This window comes from Oscillospiraceae bacterium NTUH-002-81, assembly GCA_032620915.1.
Lineage (GTDB): Bacteria > Bacillota > Clostridia > Lachnospirales > Lachnospiraceae > JAGTTR01.
Genome location: CP136052.1, coordinates 321,625 through 336,550, shown reverse-complemented (window position 1 = coordinate 336,550; position 14,926 = coordinate 321,625). Strand labels below are relative to the sequence as shown.

Genomic DNA, 14,926 nt, shown 5'->3' with positions numbered 1-14,926 from the left:
TAGAGAAATCTGTTCTCTCTTTTTTAATATCTTTCATTTTGAATGGTACTTTGGTGGTACCTTCTCTTCTCCAAGGAAGCCTTTCAGACTTCCTTTTTTTCAATAATGCAACTAAATAAAAACGGGTGGATTTCTAACCTAAACAAGACAATTATTTTTCTTTCTACATGCAGGACACCAACATCTATCTGCTAAATGATCTGCACGACTTTTCCATTTATAACCACAAGCAATACATATTGCATCTACATCATTTTTTGCTCCGGTATAGTTAATTGCAACAATCATATGGTAATTGAATCACAAACGTGCTTCCTTTTTTCTTTTTGCCGGAGGTTACCGTAATCGTACCTGCGTGTTTTTCGATAATTTCTCTCGATAGAAAAAGTCCGATTCCTGTACCACTCTTTTCCATGACCTCCTTGGAACTTCCTCTGTAAAATCGTTGAAAAATTTTGTGATACTCATTCTGCGGAATACCAATTCCCTGATCCTCAATTTCCATTCTTACAAGATCGTTTCTTTTTTGTAACCGGATAAATATTTTTGAACCACCCGGACTGTACTTGACCGCATTATCCAGAACGTTGATCACAGCTTCGCCAAGCCACCTTTTATCCTGCATAATCATGCATGTTTCCAGCTCTTTTTCATAGTCAAAAACGAATTCAATTTCTTTCTCATCCGCTTTAGGATAAGTGGGGTTCACAGCAGATATGACAGTATCTATAAGCGGAAGTTTTTTCTTATTAATCTGAATCAGTCCAGTTTCCATCTTGGATATTTCAAGAAGCGACTGCAATAATGTCTCCAGTCCATCCAGAGCACTCCGACAACGGATACGAAACTCCTCCTGTTCTGTGGCACTTAAGTCATTCTGCATCAGCACACTAAAACATGTATCCAAAGCTGCAACCGGTGTCTTTAACTGGTGAGAAATATCAGAAACCATTTCTTTCGTGTTCTCCTTTTCTGCCCTTGCTTCTTCCTTTATCAACTGAATATGATGTCCGATTGCTTCAAGCTGGTCATTCAATTTTTCCAGTTCTGCATGATTTTCCGTTTTCAGTAAATCATCAAATTTATTTTCACGGAATCTGATCAGAATTTCTTCCAACTGGTCTAAAATTTTCTGATGACACGCATCTTCTTTTTTCTTCCAATAAAGTAAAAAAGTCAAAAGAAGCACGCATATCACAGTGCTTACAGCACCGGTCACCATAACCTGATGCCGGAATTGCGAATAAAATGCATTCCCTTTATTCCCCCAGTATCCATATTGCTCCAATAATCGCCTTCCCTGTTCGTTAGTTTCAATATCCTTATCCTTAAGCAATTCCGAAACAGCATCCAGCCCGGAAAATTCTTCCTTTGCAGCAATCTCTGTCATAAGATTCATTTTATATTTATAATCTTCATAAAACACATACGTGGTAAAGCAATTTAATATTGCAAACAATAATATGACAGCTAATACCAAGGAGAGCACTACTGTAATCTTCTTGCGATATCTCTTTGTCACTGCCTTACCTCCTGATTCCATATATACCCAAGACCTCTGATATTCTTTATATAGACCGGTGCAGCCGGATTGTCTTCGATTTTCTCACGGAGTCTTCTGATATTGACAGCGATTGTATTTTCATCCACAAAATCCCCTTCCAGATCAAACACATTTTCCAATATTTGTGTTTTTGAAAGAATCTGTTTCGGATTCTGAAGAAAAAAAGTCAGCATTTTCAACTCTGTTTTTGTCAGACTGATTTCACGACTCTTTATCAGAACTTTCATTTCTCCTGCGATAAATACGATATCTCCCGAAATCATCTTTCCGGCTTCCGTTTTCTCCTGTCTGCGGCGGAAATGTGCTTCTATTTTCAAAAGAAGTACCGAAAGACTAAACGGCTTTGTAATATAATCATCTGCCCCTGCTTCATATCCCATGACCTGATCCATCTCCTGATCTAGTGCTGTAAGACAAATAATGTATGTATTATAATTGCATCTCATCCACCTTACAAATTCCAGTCCATTCCCATCCGGAAGATTCACATCACAAATGGTAACATCCACATTATGATCACTTGCAATTCTTTTCGCTTTTTTCACTGATTCTGCTGAAAAAACCTCATATCCGGATTTTTTCAGTGAGAATGTAATTCCACGATTTAAATTTTCATCATCTTCAACCACAAGTATACCTGGCATAGCATATGCGCCTCTCTTTATTAACTATTTTTTCTCTTCGTTACATATTTGTTCTGCCTCAATATCCTCGGTAATGACTTTCCCTGTAATATCCCTATAGGCTTCTTTTATTCCATTTTTGACCGCCCACTTAATTATTAAATATAATGCAAGCAAGACGATTAGTGCTGTGCCAAAACTAATTCCTAATTCTTCAAACATTTCATTACCTCTGTCAATTCCGATTTAATCTGCTTTTCCTTCACACCTATCCCACTTCCTACAACCTCACAAAATGGTCGAGTTGCCGGATTGGTTCCTAGCTGCTTTTCCCATGCATCCAGAAAGGCAATTACAGCCAGTTTTCCAGAACATCATTCAGCTTATTCATATCCAGCGGTTTCGCGATATGTCCATTCATGCCTGTATTTTTGGCCAACTGTACATCCTCTGCAAAAGCATTGGCAGTCATGGCAACAATAGGCAGTTTTCCCTTTTCCCCATGAAGGCTCCTGATTGCTGCAGTTGCCTCATAACCATTCATGACAGGCATTTGGATATCCATAAAAATAAGATCATACGAACCTTTCGGAGATGCTTCCACTTTTTCAACTGCGATTTTTCCATTTTCTGCTGTTTCCACTTCTGCCCCTGTCATCTGCAAAATTTCAACACCAATTTCTCTGTTCAACTCATTATCCTCAACCAGCAGAATCCTTTTTCCTGTATAATCTGCTTCTGACAGTTTCTCCAGATAATTTCTCGCTGTATTTTCTTTTCTGCCTGAAGTAAACTGCCGCAGTGTAGCCGTCAGTCGGGAACGGAACAGCGGTTTTGCAATAAAAGCATCTACACCTGCCGCCTTTGCCTCTTCTTCAATTTCGCTGAATTCATAGGATGTCAGTACAATGATGGTAATCTCTTTCCCGATCCGTTTCCGGATCTGTCTGGCAGTTTCTATACCATCCATCTCCGACATCTTCCAGTCCAGGATAACAGCAAAATAATCATTTTTTAGCTCATGACGTGCATAACAACGTTCAACAGCTTCCTTGCCAGAAAGAACCCATTCACCTGTAATACCGATTTCTTTCAGTGTGGCAACTGTACTTTCACAGCATGTCTTATCATCATCTACAACCAGAACTGGCAGATTCATCAGATTTTTATCCTGTTCTTTTTCTTTTTCCTGAAGTTCAAGATAAATGGTTACTGTAATTTTAGTTCCCTTATGTAAGGTGCTGTCCACTTTAATATTACCATTCATCAGATTTACAATATTTCTGCTGATTGCCATTCCCAGACCAGTTCCCTGAACCTTGGTTGTCCGGTGGTCATCTGCGCGGCTGAAAGGATCAAACATGATTTTCTGGAATTCCGGTGACATACCGATCCCATTATCCTCAATTGTAAATTCATAGCATCCAAGTTCCGAAAATCCATTTGGCTTTTCCTCTATGGAAAAAGTAATATTCCCACCATCCGGTGTATACTTGATTGCATTACTCATCAGATTCACAAACACCTGCTGGATCCTCAGGCTGTCACCACAGACAGCCTCATGTTCAATGTGATTAATGCGTATATCAAAATTGTGTTTATGTTCATCAAGCACCGGTTTTGTTAGTGTAATGAGATTATCCACCAGATCTGGCAGATTAAAATCCTCCTGTGCCAGCGTCATTTTTCCACTTTCAATACGTGCCATATCCAGCACTTCATTGATCAGCCCCAGCAGATGACGGCTTGATTCTGTGATCTTGCTGAGACATTCAATAACCCTGTCCTGACTCTCAATATTTGCTCCTGCGATTGCCGTCAGACCGACAATCGCATTCATCGGTGTCCGGATATCATGGGACATATTGGAAAGGAATTCTGTTTTCGCACGATTTGCATTTTCTGCGGACCGGTAAGCCTCTTTCAGTGCCTGACGGGATTCAATCTCTGCTTTCTTCTCCTGTGTCACATCCATGGATGCCAGCAATACCTTTTCCAGCTTTCCATTCTTCCATTCCAGTGGAATATAAGAAGCGATTTTATAAGTCTTTTCATCCAGGCTGCAATACTCAAACTTATAAATATCATTTTCACTTTTCAGTTTCTTCCGAATATTATCCGGAGCTATCAGGATATCTATAGCTTCCAATGGCTCCTGTGTCTTATATTTTTCAAGAACCTGCATCTGAAAATCATGATAAGATCCCAGAGGTTTATATATCATCTGTCCATTCAGAGTGTAGAATTCATATCTGTCATTTTCCAGATCACAGACAACAAAGCGGTCAACCAGGCGCACAATACTCTGAATCAGCTGCTCCATGGAAGCATTATCCGCTGCCATCTGCAGATGCCGTGCGCTCTCTACCTTTGCCTCTGTGATATCACGCAGAAAGATCATGGCATATTCTGAATTCTCTATTTCGCCACGTATGACCACATTGCGGACCCATCGTTCTTCTCCATTCAGAGTGATACGGCACTCTAAAGCCAATTCCGTTTCCAGACCCTTCAGCCTTTCTGCAATATAACCACGGTCGTAAAAAGAGGATACCGCCTTCTTATCTGTCTCCACAACATAGGAATCCACAAAATGCCGAATCAATTCATCCCACGTATAACTCTGTTCAAAGACGGTCATCAGGGACGGTTCAACCTTAAAGGTATCAAAAGTATTCGCTTCCAGATTCACATAATACTCGCACAGATCTGCTTTCGTAAAAGCCCGGTGGAAAGCAGCAGATTTTTGTGCCTGCATGATTTCTTTTTTCTCCGCATCAATGTTAATAAAAATCCCGGCAATCCTGCTGGCAGAACCATCCAGACGGCGTATTACTTCTGCCGATGTCCGAAACCACTGGTATTGATTATCCTTCATTCTCATACGATACTCTACCTGGTATTTTATCTGGTTCGTCTTATCCTTAATTGCCGCCTGAAGCTGCACCATTACTCTTTCTTTATCCTGTGGATGCAGAAGATCTGACCAGGATTCCAGTTTATTCGGAAAGTCCATAGTGTCATGATAGCCGAGCATTTTTCGGAATTCATGACTCCAGTTTGCATTCACAATTTCACTGTTTTCGTCACAGTCAAAATACCAGAAGCCGGAATAGATAGCTTCATTGAGCAGTGCCAAATTTACATGATCCCAGTTGACCTGTACGGACATAACCCAGATCTGTCTGCCCGTCTCATCTGTCGTATCCTCTTTACAAAGCCGTACATTATTCACTGTACCGTCTGCTGCAAGGATCTGTGCTTCCCCTGTTCCGTGAAGCTGCAAAAAACGGTCTCGCTCCAGTATATCTTCCTCGTCATAAAAGAAGTTTATCAATGAGCCTTTTGTATGTTCCATGAAAGTATCGAATGTATATCCTGTACTATGCAACAGCAGATTATCCACAGACAAAATAGACAGGTTTTGGTCATAAGATCCTGTCATTATACCTACCCCGCCATTATTTTCCAGTGTTTTCTGTACTGCCTGTGACATAGCCTGTGTCTGTCCCGTTACAGTCTCACCTAAAGAATATATTTTTTCTTCATAATTTTCCATTTTCATTTTATAAAAAGCCTCTCTTCGTTTTACGCCTTCTTCATCCTGCTTTTCTCTGTATACAGAGAACCTGTCCCTGCCAGTATTTATACCCATTTTATCATACACCAGGATGCGTATATTGTGAATGACTTGTTTTATGAGTCTTCAACAATATACTAGGATACTTGCCCAAATATGGAACATTTTCAGCGCAAAAAATCCGTTAACTTTCTTCCTTGATAAGAAAGTTAACGGATTATATTTTTAAACAGTGCGATAAACACGAATTGCTCTAAGCCTTTTCGGTTGCACCTTCTTACCCTTCGGACAAGGGGTCTTCCTCGTTCAAAGAGCTGGATCAAATTTTTGTTTAGCGATTTCTTTTTCCGGTATTCTCTGTCCCACGGATTTCCTCATGATAGAAATAATCTACGATCACCGGATATCCCTGCGGGACTCTTCCATAAGGCATTTCATTATCCGCAAAGGGACAATCATACTCCTTAGCCATTTCCTCAGCTTTTACTTCAAGCGCTTCAAAGTAGCTGCGGTTATGCTTGTTATAGATCTCATCGTAAAGCGGTACAAGATCAGGATATTTTCCGGCGATATAATCCATGATCGTCTTTTTGAAGCCGCCCCGAAGATTGAGGTTTTCGAGCCAGAACAGATCGCACTGATCCTTTACCCGCTCAAAAATGGCTTCAAAGTCCGTGATCCCGGGGAATACCGGGGATACGAAACAGACTGTACGGATTCCTGCGTCATATACCTGCTTCATAGCAGCGATACGCCGTTCAATGCTCGAAGCAGAGTCCATATCGTTCTTGAAATTTTCATCCAGTGTGTTGATCGACCATGAAACGGTCACTCGTCCAAGCTTCTTCAGCAGATCAATATCCCTTACCACAAGATCAGACTTTGTGCAGATCAGAATATCTGCGTCACTGCCAATCAACTGCTCCAGAAGTTTTCTGGTATTCCCGAATTGCTCCTCCTGTGGATTGTAGCCATCCGTCACAGAACCAATGACCACCCGCTGTCCGGCATATTTCTTCGGATTTTTAATTTCCGGCCAATGCTTCACATCAAGGAAAGTACCCCATTCCTCCGTGTGTCCGGTAAAGCGCTTCATAAAAGAAGCATAGCAATACTTGCAGGCATGTGTACAGCCTACATAGGGATTGACCGAGTAACCGCCTACCGGCAGACTGGACTTGGTCATGATGTTCTTTGTTTCCACCTCACGAATGAGGATTCCATTTATTACTTCTGCCATGATCTCTGTACCTCTAACACTTTATTAAATTCTTCCGGCATTTCCTGAATCATATTTTCATCCCCTATGATAGGGACAAGGTCTTCCTTCATAAACACCGGAATGCCGAGCGTATGTGCCTGGTCTGTCAAAGACCATGCCCACTCCGGCTCCGTATGAACCTTCCTGCTCTGAACCCCGGTCATAGTGCCGACAACGATCCAGTTGATTTCGGAAAGGTCAACTGTGCCGGGATCGTCGAATAACGGCTCAAAGGTAACATGGTAATGCTTTGCTCTGACATTTTTCCGAAGGGCGTCGATACGCCACAGTTCTGCTTTCCTCGTCACCGTAACGCCAAACCATGCGTTTTCCAGATCGGTATCAAAATCCAGCAGATCGGGGCGCTTGGTAAGAAACAAGAACTGATGCTGTGGATTTTCACGGATCTTTGCAAATACCTCGTCTCTCCATTCCGGCTTCCATCCGGAGAGATCGCTCATGCCGGTAAGAAGAAAGTTTTGCGGACGTTTCTTTTCCATCATCTTGAGCTTACCCGGAAAGAACTCAGGATCAGCGAAGTCATCGATCATATGCCAGCGTTTCACATTGTTGCGGGCATAGCAATATGCACACCCCACTGTGCAGCCGATGACGAGATTCATGTTCTGAATCTGATCTTTGATACAAATACTCATGACTTCTGCCACTCCTCAAGATTCTTTCTGATGCGGTCGAGGCATTCCTCAAACCGGGTAATTTCTTCCTCTGAAAAACCCTTGTAGTAAATGCTGCCCATCTCATCAGATACAGAATCGTACTCGCCCTTTAAGGCATGTGCTTTCTCAGTCAGAAACAGGAGTGTTTTCCTTTTGTCCGTTTCAGACTGAACACGGCTTATCAGTCCTTGATGTTCCATTCTTTCCAGCATCGTCGTAAGAGATGTTATCGCTAATCCGCATTTGACCGAGAGTGACCTGATCGAGATTCCATCCTCCTGCCACAGCACATAAAGAATGCGCCCCTGGGCTCCATTGAACGCATCAATATTCTTTTCGCTGAGAATCTTCTCAAAAATCCGGTCCCCAAGCTGTTTTATTTTTGTGACAAGAAATCCTCCATTCATTTCCATACAAAAGCTCCTATATAGTAGTTTATAAAATCATACTATATAGGAGTTTTATTTTCAAGAGTTTATATGTCTTAATAGGTAAATTTCGTTTTTTTCAATTCTCCAAACTGGAAGTTACAGCACCATTTCCCATAACAATGATGAAATAAATGGTTGAAGGAAGAACATAATAAGTGCTACAGATACACATATTATGTAAAAGTCACCCATTTTTGAATTTGAAAAGATTCGCTTCGTAAAATTATCAGTTATCCTATGTACAATAAAATATCCAATTATAGTACCAACAGTATTTGTAATAATATCGTTTATATCACTCGTTCTAAAAGTAAAAATCTGTGATATTTCAATTAAACTTGTAGCTATAAATCCCATTAAGGCAATATTTTTAATGTTTCTAAATTTATCCCACAATATCGGCAAAAAGAAACCAAATGGAACAAATAAAAGTATATTCAAACAAGCATTAATGAAATCCGAAACCATATCCAAAAACGGGATAACGTTCACTGCAAAATCAATTTTCAGAGATGCTATATTAGGAAAGCCTACAAGTGCTAAGACTGCAGTAAAATAAAACCCAAATACCATATAAATAATAGTTCGTTTCCAGCTATGAAAACATAACTTGTTATATATGCACCAAATAGGAATTATAAAAACAGCTGCCGCAACAATTTCGATAAGTGCACTATATATTCTATACATGTTTTTCTACCTCCACAACTTCCGATTGAGATTTCACCTGTTTTAAGAGATTTAATAACTATTATATTTTGTTATTAAATTCTCCGCAAACCCTTGAAAACACTGGATTTGTCGCAGGTGAGCTTTCCCTTATTTTTTCCCTTGTGTTATATCGTCCCATCAGTGTTTATGAACTCTGATAAGTGCAAATACAAGGGCAAAAAAAATTATATAAAACAGTATAACATAAAATAAAAGTGCCATGGTGGACTGATTGAAATGCTTCTTAATTTTTGCTAGCCATCATTGAAGCTTTTTTTGCTGGAAACAAGTTTATTTTCAATGTGCAATCAGCCTCTACCCTGTTTGCTCGTCATAAAGCGCAAAAAAATCCGTCAGCTTTCTTCCTGGATAAGAAAGTTAACGGATTATATTTTTAAACAGTGCGATAAACTGTTAAGGAAACAATCGGAGTTGGTGTAAACGAAAAAGCAGCCTTGAGTTCTGATAAAAACTGCCCTTTCGTTTACATCAATTTCGATTTTACCTTGGTGAACAAAGTCGCGTCCCTTTAGCCGATAGCTATGGGGATTCAATCGTTGCTCTTTTCCTTAAGTTTATCATACTGGGTGTTTTGGTAAAAGTTTTTTTATTCAAGAAATCAATTTCAGGCATGACAAACAAACCTCCTATGCGGAAGCCATTTATTCTATGCAATTGTAGATTTTAACATCTCATATGTGCATGAAAAGAAGAACTGTATTTATCTTTGCGGGGTGATACCATATTCCCTCCGCAAGAAGAACATTTGCATACATCAATGTGATACAAAACCTTTATCATTTCTACTGCATTTAGATTTTTTAATGTAGAAATGTATTTCTTGCATCCAAGCAGGTTTCTGCAGAGAGTTATCTTTTTTCTCTTGTTTCTACATGATAGCAGACCATAGTGCCGGATTCTGACAAATCGTTTGGGTGGAACATGCATCATGAATCGACGGATGAATTCTTCTCCTGAAATTGTTTTCTCTTTCCAGTGGCCTTCGTTTTTATAGTCTTTTACTGCATATGTAACTGTCGTATCCGTCATGGATTTGATTCGATGATTACTGATTGCTATCCTGTGGGTATATTTTCCAAGATAATTGATAACCGACTGTGCACCATTGAAAGTTTCTTTACAGTAAGTGACCCAGTTCTTTTCATAACACTTATCAAGAAGTTCTTTAAAACGATAGCTGTTCTGATATTTCTCTGCTGTACCATGAAATTTAAGCTTAGAATCATTCCACAGGCTTTTTAACTCATCCAGATATTTTCCACGGAACACTTTTGAGATGACACCATATGGGAGAAAAAAATTTCCACCTGTGTCTTTCCATTTATTTTCATCATCAAGCCCACCTCCAAGAACAATGGTATGAATATGAGGATGATAATTCATTGCAGAGCCCCAGGTATGAAGAATGCAGATATACCCTATATCAGCTCCCAGATACTTTGCATCTTTTGACAATTCATTCAATGTGGCTGAAGCAGCATGATACAGTGCATCATATAACAGCTTCTGGTTGCTGTAAATAATGGAATTCAATTCCTCAGGAACTGTGAATACTACATGATAATAGGGTGCATCCAATACGTTCTCTTTTTGTGCATCAATCCATTTCTCTTTCGGAAACTCCTGGCACATGGGACAGCATCTGCTTCTGCAGGAGTTGTTGTGAACACTGATACATCCGCAGTCCTCACAAACACTGATATTTACACCAAAAACTCCTGTTTTACAGTTTCTGATGTGATAAGCCGTTTTTCTGTGATGAGCAGGAGGGTTACTCCTCTTTTCATAGGAAGGATAGAACCGTTCAAATACATCCTGTATCGTACATGATTTATCCATAATCATTCACCACCCATCTCATCAAATGGGCTTTTAATACCAAGCAGAGTTTTATTGCTTACATGCAGATAAATCTCTGTTGATTTTGGATCACGATGTCCCAAAAGAGCCTGAATATATTTTATATCGCAGCCTGACTCAAACAGATGACTTGCAAAACTATGACGCAAACAATGTGTGGAGACGTGTTTTTGAATGCCTGCTCTTTCGGCGCTTTCACGAAAAAATTGAATGACACTATCTTTTGTAAGATAATCCCCTGTCCATGAACTTGGGAACAGAATCCCTCTTGGCCTGCCACATTGAAACCAGTATTCTGTCAATATTTCAAGCGTCCGGTCTGCAAGCAAAGTATAACGGTCAGATCGGCTTTTTCCATCGCGGATGTGTATGGTTTTGTTCGTGCGTGAAATATCATCATAATGAAGGTGTGTGACTTCTGAAACACGAAGTCCACCTGAATACATAGTAGCGATCATAGCTTTATGCTTCAGATTTGGTGTAGCATCAAGAATAGCTGATATTTCTGCTTTTGTAAGCACCGCTGGTAACTTTCTGTCCCTTTTCATACGAGGTATGTCATCATCATCCCAATTCATCTTCAATACTTTTTTGTAAAAGAAGCGGATTCCTGAATGGTAGTGATTGTATGTTTCTGGTGAAATCCCGGAAAGTTTCTTTTCAGTTAGGAATGTATCAACATCGTCAGTTGTTAATGCATCTATATCCTTGGCTGTGTGGTTCAAAAAATGAGCAACACTGGTACAGTATGCATGAATTGTGGAATCCTTGAGATTCCGTTTATTCGCAGCAGATCTAATCTGATTAAAAATTTCTTCGTACATAATAAAATCCTCCATGTAAAGTAAATCGTAAATGTATAAACACTGCTTACATGGAGGAGCATTAGCATAATAAAACTGCTTGCCAGAAAGGCAGCTCAATGGTATTCTTATCATAGGCAGTGGGGATGTCGATCCTGTTTGATTGTTGGTTGTGGTGACTTAACAATACTACTTGTAGGACTTGGTTTCCACTGCTTTTTATTAAAGTGTAAAGAAAAACTGCGCCATAGCCTTGGCAGGCCATCGCGCAGCGATTTTGTTCAACTGGAATTTGTCTTACAACAATTTATATATGCATAAAAAGCAATATATTTATGAAAACACCCTAAATCCAAAATTTACTCAATTCATTTTTTCCTTACATAAAATGTTCTCGTATATTTCACTTCCTCACCAAGTGTTTCCCCTATCAAAACTTCAAAATCATTGATATCAAATTCTGGAAAGAATGTATCTCCATCTTCAATATTTAAATCTACTTCTGTGATATACATTTTATCTACTATTTGCAAAGCTTCCTTAAATAGTCCATATCCACCAGATATGTATACATCTCGTCCTTTAGCCAATAATAATGCATCTTCTAATGATTTAACTGAAACTAAATTATCTCCTTGATACTCTGTTGTGGTGGAAACAACAATATTCATTCTATTAGGCAACGGATGACCGATTTCTTCATAAGACTTTCGCCCCATAATAACCACATTACCCGTTGTTAACTCTCTAAATTGCTTTTGTTCTCCCTTTATTTTCCATGGTATATTACCATTCTTGCCTATAACATTATTCTTTGACCTCGCAACAATCAAACCTATCATCTATTTCATCCTCCATAATATGATGTCGTACCTGTGATTCCATCAAGTGCACCACATCTTAACAAACTCAAAATTATCTCGAACTAACCAGCTCGACAAATTCCTTTTTTGTCTTCATCTGCATTATATCATATTGTTATAAGCATTGCCATTTCTTTTCTGCTTTTGAAAAGTTACTTATCAGCCTATGTTTTGTAAAGGGTGATATTCAGCATTTCTCACGCAACAAGCCCTTGACAAACCATAGACTAATAAGTTTTAAGGTAATCAAGCAGAAATGAAATAGTCTGCTGTTTCACGGCAACAAAAAAGAGATACCAACACACTTATGTAGTATCTCTTAGTCTAGTAGCAATATTCTTTTGTTTGCAAGCAGGTAAACATGGGCTGTTTCTTAATATCTTTTTGTTTGGGAAACACCTGTCTCCCATCTGGAAACGGTTCTCGCCGATACGCCAAACTTTTCTGCAAGCTGTTCTTGTGTAAGATTTTTTTCCTTACGGCATTGTTTCAAAAAAGCTCCTATCTTTTTTGTGTCCATGTTTCTACCTCTCTTTCACCTACAGCTTACCAATTATTTCAAAAAATCCCACGACACAAACCGAGAATCACCTGATTTTCCACCAGACATTGCGTGTCTGGTACAGATTAATCCATTTCAAACAAAAAATTTTCGTAATCTTTTACGTAATATCTGATATTTTTCCGGCCTTTTTGAAGAATGATATGTCCCTCTGCTTCCAGTCTTACTTTCTGTGCCTGGATACCTCCGGGATACTTTTCATTCAATTCACCATTTGCTTTCAGCGTTCTCCAGTAAGGAGTTTTATCTTTCAATCTCTGATGGCTTGCCCAGGCAGCAATAGATACAAAAATTCCGGCAGTTATAGGTTCTGTAAAATCTGCATCATTCTCTTTTGCAAAAAATTCTCTTATCTTTCCAACTGTAATCACTTTACCATATGGAATTTTTTTCATCACTTCATCATAAGCAATGGGCGGTGCAAAGTACATTTTGTTTCCACCATATTTTTCAATGCTCTTTACATCCGTGATTATCTGAAACTTTGGCATATCTTTATTATCCTGCAGCATTGCATTAAAATCCTTCTTATCTTCATTAGCCATATCCGCCACCTCCTGATCTAAGAATATACATCTTTCCGATTTTATGCAATGAGACACTTTTGTAAATTTCTTATCATAACCAGAATTTATAACTCTTTCCTATGGTTTAAGTGAATGCCAATATGTCCTACCCCCAGTATTATTGTAGACACGAATAACATTGGGTTTCGTCCGTATATAGCAATCAAACAACACGCTATAACTGGAAGAGTAGCACCTGCAACAAGAATACCCATTATACTGCTATAAAAATCTTTCATCGTCTTTTCACTTTTAAAATATCGTATCCAATATAATTCATACATAATCATCAGCACAAATGCAGCAATTAACCAAATCATCCATGCTGTAATACCTTGAATATTAAAATCACTGAAAATCAGCAACAAACAAGTCACTAAAACTTCGCCGGCTCTCTCAAACAACAGCAAGATTTTGTTTTCATTATGTACATATTTTTCGTAATCCTTTGGCTGATTCTTCGTCCAATATAAGTTTGGAATCATCAACATGATAAGAAAAATCAATCCAATATATGAAAATCCCAAATGCATACATTCACCTCATGATTCCCGATAATTTTCAGTTCTATAAACTGAATTACGATTTTTCATTTTGAAGAAAAATCTAAACAATCAATCGTTTTCTTAAATATCCGCTTTTCTTCATTCGTTCATATGTACCAAGTGTATCATTTTTATTTATAAACTCCAATGCTTCGTCATATTCCATTCCTAATATAAGTAAATTCATTCTTGCAGCATGCAAATAATTCTCGTACCATTCCCATTCTGGATTCCTAGACAATTCTCGAATTGTAGAGCGTGATACTATAGGATTTATTGCGTAATTATCTGGTTGACAAAAACTATTTACAATATTAATATTGTTCTCCATTACTTTTGTTTGTCCCACCATAGAACCACCCATACTATTCCATAGAGGAAAATGACCATACTTTCTTCGGAATGACTCAATTAATATGCCTTCTACTCTCTTTATATCATCTCGTCCTTGCTCACTTAACATATCCTCAATTGGAGAGTTCTGCTGCTTTGCAAATTTCTCATACACTTTTCTGTTTCTATGAACCAACGGTTGAGATAACGGCGATTGCACAAATATTGTGTAACCCAATCGTTCATTTCTTGAAAAATAATCTTCAATTTGTTTTTGTTTCGATCCCTCTTTAATTGGTAAAATCCCATTATGCTGTTTAAATCTTTCCGCTAGGTCGCCTGCTAATCCAATATAGAGAACTGCTTCCGCATAGTAATCCCAAAAACAATAAATTCCTGCCGAAGCCCAACCGTAGTTATCTGTCGGAGAACATAAATCATCGATAGCATCTGCCATTTCCAAGGCTTCTTCTTTTCTATACGCATCTATAATAACTGTTCCAAACATTACATATCTCCTTGCTAA

Annotated in this window: 13 protein-coding genes and 2 pseudogenes; all 15 read right to left on the bottom strand. The window is 38.7% G+C overall.

Annotated features, from left to right (window positions below):
• Window positions 1–271: 271 nt before the first annotated feature.
• The 15 genes and pseudogenes from RJD28_01620 to RJD28_01550 all read right to left on the bottom strand — a co-directional run bounded on the left by RJD28_01620 (window position 272) and on the right by RJD28_01550 (window position 14,908).
• Complete coding sequence (locus RJD28_01620; protein WNV58288.1) at window positions 272–1,543, bottom strand: HAMP domain-containing sensor histidine kinase; 1,272 nt, start codon at window positions 1,541–1,543, stop codon at window positions 272–274.
• Window positions 1,519–2,208 (bottom strand): response regulator transcription factor, encoded by a 690-nt coding sequence (locus tag RJD28_01615; GenBank protein ID WNV58287.1) that lies wholly within the window; start codon window positions 2,206–2,208, stop codon window positions 1,519–1,521. Before RJD28_01615 ends, RJD28_01620 begins: the two co-directional genes overlap by 25 nt.
• Before the next feature lie 24 nt (window positions 2,209–2,232).
• Window positions 2,233–2,409 (bottom strand): DUF6019 family protein, encoded by a 177-nt coding sequence (locus tag RJD28_01610; protein ID WNV58286.1) that lies wholly within the window; start codon window positions 2,407–2,409, stop codon window positions 2,233–2,235.
• 130 nt (window positions 2,410–2,539) lie between these two features.
• Entirely contained in the window at window positions 2,540–5,746 is a 3,207-nt protein-coding gene (locus RJD28_01605) for a response regulator (GenBank protein ID WNV59533.1), read from the bottom strand.
• Between the two features lie 352 nt (window positions 5,747–6,098).
• A complete protein-coding gene (locus RJD28_01600; protein WNV58285.1) occupies window positions 6,099–7,007 on the bottom strand; it encodes a radical SAM mobile pair protein B in 909 nt (302 codons plus the stop codon).
• Complete coding sequence (locus RJD28_01595; GenBank protein WNV58284.1) at window positions 6,995–7,684, bottom strand: radical SAM mobile pair protein A; 690 nt, start codon at window positions 7,682–7,684, stop codon at window positions 6,995–6,997. Before RJD28_01595 ends, RJD28_01600 begins: the two co-directional genes overlap by 13 nt.
• Window positions 7,681–8,118, bottom strand: coding sequence for a radical SAM mobile pair system MarR family transcriptional regulator (locus tag RJD28_01590; protein ID WNV58283.1), 438 nt, complete (start codon window positions 8,116–8,118; stop codon window positions 7,681–7,683). Before RJD28_01590 ends, RJD28_01595 begins: the two co-directional genes overlap by 4 nt.
• 114 nt (window positions 8,119–8,232) lie before the next feature.
• Complete coding sequence (locus tag RJD28_01585; GenBank protein ID WNV58282.1) at window positions 8,233–8,826, bottom strand: VanZ family protein; 594 nt, start codon at window positions 8,824–8,826, stop codon at window positions 8,233–8,235.
• Window positions 8,827–9,531: 705 nt separating this feature from the next.
• Window positions 9,532–10,713 carry an IS91 family transposase gene (locus tag RJD28_01580; GenBank protein WNV58281.1) on the bottom strand — a complete coding sequence of 394 codons (1,182 nt, stop codon included), beginning with the start codon at window positions 10,711–10,713 and terminating at the stop codon, window positions 9,532–9,534.
• Window positions 10,710–11,552 carry a tyrosine-type recombinase/integrase gene (locus tag RJD28_01575; GenBank protein WNV58280.1) on the bottom strand — a complete coding sequence of 281 codons (843 nt, stop codon included), beginning with the start codon at window positions 11,550–11,552 and terminating at the stop codon, window positions 10,710–10,712. The genes RJD28_01580 and RJD28_01575 overlap by 4 nt, the downstream gene beginning before the upstream one ends.
• Before the next feature lie 325 nt (window positions 11,553–11,877).
• Window positions 11,878–12,373, bottom strand: a pseudogene (gene dfrF, locus RJD28_01570) (trimethoprim-resistant dihydrofolate reductase DfrF).
• Between the two features lie 412 nt (window positions 12,374–12,785).
• Window positions 12,786–12,914 (bottom strand): annotated as a pseudogene (locus RJD28_01565) (helix-turn-helix transcriptional regulator).
• 107 nt (window positions 12,915–13,021) lie between these two features.
• Window positions 13,022–13,501 (bottom strand): MGMT family protein, encoded by a 480-nt coding sequence (locus RJD28_01560; GenBank protein ID WNV58279.1) that lies wholly within the window; start codon window positions 13,499–13,501, stop codon window positions 13,022–13,024.
• Window positions 13,502–13,587: 86 nt separating this feature from the next.
• Window positions 13,588–14,055: a hypothetical protein gene (locus RJD28_01555; protein WNV58278.1), complete on the bottom strand. Its 468-nt coding sequence runs from the start codon at window positions 14,053–14,055 to the stop codon at window positions 13,588–13,590.
• 73 nt (window positions 14,056–14,128) lie between these two features.
• Entirely contained in the window at window positions 14,129–14,908 is a 780-nt protein-coding gene (locus RJD28_01550) for a hypothetical protein (GenBank protein ID WNV58277.1), read from the bottom strand.
• Window positions 14,909–14,926: the final 18 nt, after the last annotated feature.

Coding starts and splice junctions, on each gene's coding strand:
- RJD28_01620 (WNV58288.1), bottom strand. CDS start 1,543: ATGGAATCAGGAGGTAAGGCAGTGACAAAGAGATATCGCAAGAAGATT.
- RJD28_01615 (WNV58287.1), bottom strand. CDS start 2,208: ATGCCAGGTATACTTGTGGTTGAAGATGATGAAAATTTAAATCGTGGA.
- RJD28_01610 (WNV58286.1), bottom strand. CDS start 2,409: ATGTTTGAAGAATTAGGAATTAGTTTTGGCACAGCACTAATCGTCTTG.
- RJD28_01605 (WNV59533.1), bottom strand. CDS start 5,746: ATGGAAAATTATGAAGAAAAAATATATTCTTTAGGTGAGACTGTAACG.
- RJD28_01600 (WNV58285.1), bottom strand. CDS start 7,007: ATGGCAGAAGTAATAAATGGAATCCTCATTCGTGAGGTGGAAACAAAG.
- RJD28_01595 (WNV58284.1), bottom strand. CDS start 7,684: ATGAGTATTTGTATCAAAGATCAGATTCAGAACATGAATCTCGTCATC.
- RJD28_01590 (WNV58283.1), bottom strand. CDS start 8,118: ATGGAAATGAATGGAGGATTTCTTGTCACAAAAATAAAACAGCTTGGG.
- RJD28_01585 (WNV58282.1), bottom strand. CDS start 8,826: ATGTATAGAATATATAGTGCACTTATCGAAATTGTTGCGGCAGCTGTT.
- RJD28_01580 (WNV58281.1), bottom strand. CDS start 10,713: ATGATTATGGATAAATCATGTACGATACAGGATGTATTTGAACGGTTC.
- RJD28_01575 (WNV58280.1), bottom strand. CDS start 11,552: ATGTACGAAGAAATTTTTAATCAGATTAGATCTGCTGCGAATAAACGG.
- RJD28_01560 (WNV58279.1), bottom strand. CDS start 13,501: ATGGCTAATGAAGATAAGAAGGATTTTAATGCAATGCTGCAGGATAAT.
- RJD28_01555 (WNV58278.1), bottom strand. CDS start 14,055: ATGCATTTGGGATTTTCATATATTGGATTGATTTTTCTTATCATGTTG.
- RJD28_01550 (WNV58277.1), bottom strand. CDS start 14,908: ATGTTTGGAACAGTTATTATAGATGCGTATAGAAAAGAAGAAGCCTTG.